This window comes from Kitasatospora sp. NPDC059803 (assembly GCF_042732255.1).
Lineage (GTDB): Bacteria > Actinomycetota > Actinomycetes > Streptomycetales > Streptomycetaceae > Kitasatospora.
On the sequence record NZ_JBHWIJ010000362.1, the window covers coordinates 1 to 7844 of the forward strand.

Annotated in this window: 6 protein-coding genes and 1 pseudogene; 3 read left to right on the forward strand and 4 right to left on the reverse strand. The window is 75.2% G+C overall.

Translation table 11 applies throughout. The annotated features are described in order from the left end of the window. Positions 1–74 precede the first annotated feature (74 nt). The 4 genes from pxpB to ACFV6I_RS35330 form a co-directional block, all read right to left on the reverse strand. Entirely contained in the window at positions 75–701 is a 627-nt protein-coding gene (gene pxpB / locus ACFV6I_RS35315; protein WP_380429981.1) for a 5-oxoprolinase subunit PxpB, read from the reverse strand. Continuing rightward, complete coding sequence (locus tag ACFV6I_RS35320; RefSeq protein WP_244293516.1) at positions 698–1474, reverse strand: LamB/YcsF family protein; 777 nt, start codon at positions 1472–1474, stop codon at positions 698–700. The genes pxpB and ACFV6I_RS35320 overlap by 4 nt, the downstream gene beginning before the upstream one ends. Before the next feature lie 140 nt (positions 1475–1614). Next, positions 1615–2151, reverse strand: coding sequence for a hypothetical protein (locus tag ACFV6I_RS35325; RefSeq protein ID WP_063350180.1), 537 nt, complete (start codon positions 2149–2151; stop codon positions 1615–1617). A 260-nt stretch (positions 2152–2411) separates the two neighbouring features. After that, the gene (locus tag ACFV6I_RS35330) at positions 2412–3452 is read right to left on the reverse strand and encodes an IPT/TIG domain-containing protein (protein WP_380429984.1); all 1041 of its coding nucleotides are present in this window, start codon (positions 3450–3452) and stop codon (positions 2412–2414) included. A gap of 185 nt (positions 3453–3637) precedes the next feature. Here ACFV6I_RS35330 and ACFV6I_RS35335 point away from each other — a divergent pair, with 185 nt between their 5' ends. The 3 genes and pseudogenes from ACFV6I_RS35335 to ACFV6I_RS35345 all read left to right on the forward strand — a co-directional run. Then, complete coding sequence (locus ACFV6I_RS35335; RefSeq protein WP_380429986.1) at positions 3638–5191, forward strand: hypothetical protein; 1554 nt, start codon at positions 3638–3640, stop codon at positions 5189–5191. Between the two features lie 66 nt (positions 5192–5257). Then, positions 5258–6133: a hypothetical protein gene (locus ACFV6I_RS35340; RefSeq protein ID WP_063350182.1), complete on the forward strand. Its 876-nt coding sequence runs from the start codon at positions 5258–5260 to the stop codon at positions 6131–6133. A gap of 37 nt (positions 6134–6170) precedes the next feature. Then, positions 6171–7844 (forward strand): annotated as a pseudogene (locus tag ACFV6I_RS35345) (hypothetical protein); the annotation flags it as partial.

Genomic DNA, 7844 nt, shown 5'->3' on the forward strand with positions numbered 1-7844 from the left:
CCGTCCTCCGGGGCCCGCGCGCCGCCCGCCGTCGTCCGGGGCCCGCGCGCCGCCCGCCGTCGTCCGGGGCCCCGCTACGCCCGTTCCGCCGTGAACCGCACCCGCACCCCGGGCGCCAGCAGCGCCGCCGGCTCGCGCCCGGTGTCCCAGAGCGCGAGCCCGGTGCGCCCGATCAGCTGCCAGCCGCCGGGGGAGGAGCCCGGGTAGACGCCGGTGTACGGGCCGGCCAGGGCGACCGATCCGACTGGGACGCTGCTGCGCGGGGTGGCTCGGCGCGGGACCTCGTACCGGGGCGGCAGCCCGGTCAGGTAGCCGAAGCCGGGCGCGAACCCGCAGAAGGCGACCACGTACTCGGGCCCGGTGTGGATCCGTACGGCGGCTTCCTCGGACACCCCCCACAGTGCGGCGACCTCGGTGAGGTCGGCGCCGTCGTACACCGTCGGCACCTCCACCAGCGGCCCGGTCGCCGCCGCGGCCGCCGACGGACGGGCCGTGCGCAGCAGGGCCGCCAGCGCGTCGACGTCCGCGACGCCGTCCAGCAGCACCGTGCGCGCGGCCGGCACGATCTCCTCGACCGCGCCGAGCGCCCGGCTCTCCTGCCGCTCGCGCAGCCATCCGTACAGCGCGGCGACCTGCGCCGTGTCGTCGAGTTCGACCAGCAGCGCCCGTTCGCCGACGCGCCGGACGGCGGCGGGCGTCACGTGAACGCCTCCACCCGGACCCCGGCGGAGGCGAGGGCTCCGCGGATCCGCCAGGCGAGCTGGGCGGCGCCGGGGGTGTCGCCGTGGACGCACAGGGAGCGGGCCTCGACGGCGATCCGTTCGCCGCCGACGGCCTCCACCGAGGCGTCCCGGGCGATGCCGACGGCTCGGGTGATCACCGATTCGGGGTCGTGCACCACGGCGTCCGGGTCGCGGCGTGGGACGAGGGTGCCGGCCCAGGTGTACGCGCGGTCGGCGAAGGCCTCGGCGACGACCGCCAGGCCGACGCCCTCGGCGACGGCGAGCAGCCGGGAGCCGGGCAGTCCGAGCACCGGCAGCGGTCCGTCGCAGACCGCCCCGGCCCGCAGCACGCCGGCCACCACGGCCTCGGCCTGTTCGGAGTCGGTGACCACGCGGTTGTAGAGGGCGCCGTGCGGTTTGACGTAGGAGACCCGGGAGCCGGCCGCGCGGGCGAAGACCTGGAGGGCGCCGATCTGGTAGGCGATCTCGTCGGCGAGCTCCTCCGGGGGGACGTCCATGGCCCGGCGGCCGAAGCCGGCCAGGTCGCGGTAGGAGACCTGGGCGCCGATCCGGACGCCGCGTTCGGCGGCCAGCGCGCAGACCCGGCGCATCGTCGACGGATCTCCCGCGTGGAAGCCGCAGGCGACGTTGGCACTGGTCACCACGGACAGCAGGGCCTCGTCGTCGGTCAGCGTCCAGCGTCCGAACCCCTCACCGAGGTCCGCATTGAGATCGATCACCGCATCGGCCACGCCCGTCCGCCTTCCAGCAGCTGTTGAGCCAGATGGTAGGGCCTGCGGATGAAGGCCGTTGCCCGTGACCCGGGCCCAGGGGGCCCACCGGCGTGCGACCCCTGGTCACACGCCCTGGGGCGGCGCTGGGGGGCTCCGACTCAGCTCGCGGCCACCGGCCCCTGGAAGGAACGTTCCAGCGGGCGCAGCGCCCGCAGCACGATCAGCAGCGGGACGACGCCGACGATTCCGAACGACATGTCGATGAATCGCCAGCCCAGGGGGATCCCCCGCAGCGGCCCGCAGACCAGGGCCAGGGGGATGACGGCGCCGCAGGCGAGCACCGCCCAGCGGATCACCCAGATGTTGCGGACCGGGTCCTTGATCGGGCCCCAGAAGGCGGCGGCGATCACCAGGTGGGCGAAGGCGAGCCAGTCGGTGCCGTAGGCCAGGAAGGGGTAGCGGTCATTGGTCTCCGCGACGCCGGTGCGGACGCGTTCGATCCAGTCCAGGGCGGCCGGGAAGCGGTCGGCCAGCGGCGCGGCCGGCCCGGTTGCGAGATCGGCCAGCCAGCGGGTCTCGGTCTCCAGCGGGAAGGCCGTCAGGCCGCTCAGCACCAGGCAGACCACGAAGATCCAGAGCCAGCGCCGGACTCTGCGCAGTACCGCCGCGGGATCGGTGCCCGGATTGGTGTCCATGGTGCGAACCTCCATGCCGAAGAGCAGGCGGGGCCTTGTCCCGTCTGTGCGGAACCGACTCTAGACCCTCGATTTGAACGCGTTCAACTAGCCCCTGACGTGCGGGCACGCCCCAGACGCCGGGCCGGTACGCACCTCCGGACGCCGTGCGGGCGCGCACCCCCGGACGCCGGGCCGGCGCGCGCCCCCGGACACGCGGTTGCCCGGGTGCCGGAGCCCCCGGGCATCGGAACAACCGGACTGCGCGGTGTACGTCGGGACTACGCGGTGTACGTGAAGGTCACCGGGGCGCTGGTGCCGCCCGCCGTGGTCACCGTGACGCCCACCGGGCCGGGGCCCGCCGTCGCCGGGGAGGTGGCCGAGCAGAAGGACGGGCCGCAGGAGACGTGCGCGGCCGGCACCCCGCCGAACGCGACCGTCCCGTACGTCAGGTTGGTGCCCTGGAGGTACACCTGGGTGCCGCCGGCGGCCGGGCCGCTGGGGTAGGTCAGGTTGCCGACCGTCGGCGCGGGCGGGGGCGGGGGCGGAGCGCCCGTGTAGTCGAAGGCGGCCGGCGCCGCGACCGTGCCGCCGGGGGTCACCACGGAGACGGGTGCGCTGCCCGTGCCGCCGGGCGTGATCACCGTGCAGGCGGTGTCGGTGCAGGTGCCGGCCGCCGGGACGCCGCCGACCAGCACCATGCCGTGCGCCAGGTTGCTGCCGCTGACGGTCACCGCGGTGCCGCCCGCGCCGGGGCCGGTGGTGGTGTCGAGGCCGTCGACCGTGGGCGACGCCTGGACGACCGGCGCCGGGGTGGTCCCGTCGACCGACAGGGCCGTCACGTGGCCGGTCGGGTCGGTGTCGTTCGGATTGGACACGGTCACGACGATCTGGCCGGTCAGCTGCTGGGTGTAGTCGCGGCCCACGTTCAGCTTCATGAACTCGTAGCGCCCGGGCCTGCGGGTGCCGATGAGGACGGCGTCCAGGTGGCGCCCGTCGGGCGAGACGGACTCGGTGAAGGTGTAGTCGTACGGGGTGGAGTAGAACATGCCGAGCTCGGTGGTGAGGCCGGGCGGCAGGTCGACGGTGATGTGGGTCGGCCCGGTGAGGTCCTGGGTGCCGGCGGAGGTCCAGCCGACCGAGAGCTTGCCCGGTCCGGGAGGGGTGGTGCCCGGCAGGAAGCCGTTCAGGGCTGCGGTCACGTGCTGCCCCTGAACGGCGGGGGCGTCGGCGGGGGCGGCTGACGAGGCGGCGGCACCGGTGGCGAGGGTGGTCACGGACAGCGCGGCGGCGAAGCCCGCTTTGACCAGTCGAGTGATCATAGGCCGATCATCACGGTAGCGACGCGCAGTCTTCACGGGTTTGCCGAATATCGGTTCGGAATTGGCGGAATCCCATCGAAATCCCGTTCTGAATTCACCCCCGACACGCCCTCCGGCCTGCCGCGCAGCCCGCCCACAAGGCCCGTTTCGGTCGATGTCGGTGCGAACCTCTAATCTTGTGCACCGTGACCGCCATCGCTGACCCGCCCACCCTGCCCGGCCCCCGGCCGCCCGCCGGGTCCGTCGCGGCGAGGCCCGCGCCCGGCCCCGCCGCCGACGAGGGCCTGGCCCGCCGGCTCAAGGCGCTGGCCTGCACCGCCCCCCTGCACGACCTGGACAACCGCAAGGTCAACCTGGCGGGCGAGTACGGCGGCTACGCGATGGCCGAGGTCGGTCTCGCCGCGATCGACCTGGTCACCCTGCACATGGACTTCGACACCGGCGCCGACCGCGACATAGTGCTCGCCCGCCTGCTGCCCCGGGTCGCCGCCCAGGCCGCCGGGCGCCCCGCCGCCGAGCACGAGCGGGTCGCCCGCTGGGTGCTGGAGTCGCTGATCAACGTCGGCAGCGTCGACCGGGGCTTCCGCGCCGTCTACGGCACCTTCGGCGCGGACGGCGCGTACGTCCGGCGCGACTACGACTTCAAGCTGATCGAGGAGGTCCCCGGCCCCGACGGCGGCGTCTACCTGCGCACCACCGACGAGGCGGTCAACGTCCTGGTCGGCGCGCTCGACACCGACGTCACCTCGGCCCAGATCGCCGCCGAGGTCAAGCTGGAGGTGCTGATCCGCCGCGGCCGCCTGGCCGACGCCCAGCTCGCCGCCGAGCAGGCCCGCTACCGCACCGTCCAGTACGCCGAGACGCTGCGCCGCGCCCTCGACGCGACCCGGCGCAACGTCCGCGCCGTCGACTGGATGCGCGCCATCCCGGACCTCATCGACGAGGCGCTGGACCACATCGCCGACCGCTACCGGCACGAGAACGCGATTCTCACCAACATCCGCAAGGCCCGCGACGAGGCCGAGCCGAACACTCCCGAAGGGGCCGAGAACAAGCGCCGCGCCGCCGAGCTGCTCGACATCGTCAAGGACTGCATCCGCCGCCACACCAAGCTGCAGACCCGCCTGCTGGAGGCCGGCCCGCTGTTCCGCGCCGAGCAGGACCGGCAGGCCTTCGCCACCCCCGGCGCCCGCAGCGGCATCGACCTCTACGGCCAGTTGCTCGCCCCCGTGCTGCGGCTGCCGGTCGAGCAGGCCGTCCGCCCCACCGGTGCCTTCTTCGCCCGCGGCGCCGGCCTGCGCACCCCCGTCTCCGTCCGGGTCGCCGACCTGGTCGACCTGCTGCTCACCCCGCCGGTCGAGCGCGAGCACCTCGGCGCCGAACTGCCCGACCCGGACCTGGTCGCCACCCCGGACGACAGCCGCTTCTCCGAAGCCCAGCTGGAGGCCGCGCTGCTCCTGCTCGACCTGCCCGCCGACGCCCCCCGCCGGCTCTCCGGCCTGCTGGCCGAGGCCCGCGGGCAGGACCCGGAGCTGCCGTACCTGGTCGCCCTGCTGGCCGTCCACGCGGCCAGCCCGCCGGTCGGCACCGCCTACCGGCAGGGCGAGGAGCGGCTGCTGTTCGCCGTGGACGACGGCACCCTGCTGCGCGACCCGCAGTTCGGCGGCGCCGACCTGATCGTCGGCAGCGCCCTGCTCGACGCGGCCGGCATGGCCGCCGACCGCAAGGACGCCGGCTGACGAAGCCGCCGTCTCGACGCACCACCAGATCACCCGTACTAGCAACAGCCCCGAGGAGCACCGCCCGTGACGACCCACCACGACACGTCCTGGGCGGCCGAGACCGAACCCGCGGCCCCCGCCCCGATCACCCCGGGCGACGTCGCCGACGCCGCCCGGCTGGTCTCCTTCGGCCTCCAGGCCAAGCTGCTCCCCGCCCGCGACGCCGAGTACGCCGAACTCGTCCGCCGCCACCGCGAGGACCCGCCGTTCGCCCGGCTCGCCGACGCCGTCGCCACCGGCATGGGTCTGGTCGTCCTGGAGGTCTCGCCGCGCGCCGGCATGGCCGTCGCCGCCGCCGAGGACTCGCTGTTCGCCGTCCGGATGGGCGACTACTCGCGCCGCGCCGCCACCGAGTCCACCGACCGCTTCCTGCACGGCCTGGCCCACCTCGCCGTCGCCGCGATGGCCTTCCCCCGGCCCGAGGACCTCGCCGACGACGGCTACCTCGGCCGGATCACCGTCAACGGCGTCGACGCCTTCGTCCGCCAGGCCTGCCGCCGCCTGGAGGAGCAGGCCGCGACCGAGGGCGACAACACCGACCCGCAGTCCGACGCCCCCGGCCTGGAGGCCGCCTGGCGGGTCTGGGCCCGGCGCACCGCCACCGGCGCCACCAAGGACGCCCGCCGGCTCTCCGGCTCCACCATCGGCATCGTCGCCAAGGCCGTGCTGTTCCTGGTCGACTCCGGCTTCCTGCAGAAGGTCTCCGACGACTCCGGCGGCACCTACCGCACCACCGCCCGCTACCAGCTCCAGGTCCGCGACCTGGCCGGCAGCGCGGCCATGGCCGAACTGCTCGACCTCGGCATCGTCCCGGTCTCCGACGGCACCGCCAGCCTGCTGCCGCCGGACACCGGCGACGAACTGGTGGCCGACGCAGGCCTGCCGTTCCACTCGCTCTGACACCCCTACCCGACTCGCCCACGGAGAACCGCCGCACATGTACGAGCTCAACCGGGTCCGCCTCTACTCGATCGGACCGGCCGGCGCCCGCTACGCCGACACGGTGCTCGACCTGCGCGGTGTCGGCGAGCCCGTCGCCGACCCGGCCCCGCAGCAGATCGGCCTGTTCGGCGAGGACACCGAGGGCCCGGTCCGCCGCCCCGCCCCGGCCGGCGTGCTCTTCCTGGAGAACGGCGGCGGCAAGTCCGTCCTGCTCAAACTGATCTTCTCGGTGATGCTCCCCGGCCACCGCAACACCCTCGGCGGCGCCAGCTCCGGCGTGCTGCGCAAGTTCCTGCTCGCCGACGACTGCGGCCACGTCGCGCTGGAGTGGCAGCACACCGTCACCGGCGAGCTGATCGTGGTCGGCAAGGTCAGCGAGTGGCGCGGCCGCCAGGTCTCCTCCGACCCGCGCAAGTTCGCCGAGACCTGGTACTCCTTCCGCCCCGGCCCCGGCCTCACCCTGGACTCGCTGCCGGTCGCCGAACGCATCGGCCTGGCCGGCGACCAGAAGGCCCGCGGCCGCCGCCGCACCATGAAGGGCTTCCGCGACGCCCTCACCGAGGCCGGCAAGGCCCACCCGCACCTCGACCTGGTCTTCGAGGACGGCCACGACCGCTGGACCGAGCACCTCGGCGAACTCGGCCTCGACCCCGAACTCTTCCGCTACCAGCGCGAGATGAACGCCGACGAGGGCGAGGCCGCCGGCCTCTTCGCGGTCAAGCACGACAGCGACTTCACCGACCTGCTGCTGCGCGCCGTCACCGACACCCGGGACACCGACGGCCTCGCCGACCTCGTCCACGGCTTCGCCGCCAAGCTCGGCCGCCGCGCCGAACTCACCGCCGAACGCGACTTCACCGCCGGCTCCCTCGACCTGCTGGAACGCATCGTCGAGGCCACCGGCGCCCGCGAGAGCGTCCGCGAGGCCCACCGCACCGCCGAACGCCGCACCCGCCGCCTCGCCCACGCCCTCACCTCCCGCGCCGCCGCCGAACGCGACCGCGCCCAGGACCTCGCCATCGAGGTCGCCGCCGCCGCGGGCGCCGTCACCGCCGCCGAGGCCGACCGCACCCGGCACACCCTCATCACCGCCGAACTCACCCACCGGCACGCCACCCTGGGCCTCGCCGCGGCCACCGCCGAGGCCGCCGCACTGCGCCGCGAACTCATCGACGCCCGCACCCTGCACTCCGCCTGGCAGGCCGCCGAGGCCGTCCTGCGCCAGCGCGCCGCCGCCGACCGGATCACCCGGGTCGCCGCCGCCATCCGCGAGGCCGAACTCGACGCCGCCCCCGCGCTCGCCGCCCGTGCCCGCGCCGCCACCGCCCTGGCCCGCGCCCTGGAAGGCGCCGCCGCGGCCGCCGAGGCCCGCGCCGACACCGAGGAGCAGCGCGCCGGCGAGCTCCAGGACGACGGCGCCAAGGCCCAGTCCGACGCCACCGAGGCCGCCACCGCCGCCCAGAAGGCCCGCAGCGAGGTCGACCACCTGCGCCAGCGCCTCGCCGAGGTCGAGCAGGAGACCGCCGCCGCCGTCGTGGCCGGCTTCATCGACGCCGACGGCGACGTCGACCCGGCCCGCGCCGCCCTGCACGCCGCCGACGTCGAGAAGGCCGCCGGCGCCGCCCTCGCCCAGGCCCGTACGGCCGCCGAGGCCTGCGCCGCCCGGCTG

Coding starts and splice junctions, on each gene's coding strand:
- ACFV6I_RS35330 (WP_380429984.1), bottom strand. CDS start 3,452: ATGATCACTCGACTGGTCAAAGCGGGCTTCGCCGCCGCGCTGTCCGTG.
- ACFV6I_RS35325 (WP_063350180.1), bottom strand. CDS start 2,151: ATGGACACCAATCCGGGCACCGATCCCGCGGCGGTACTGCGCAGAGTC.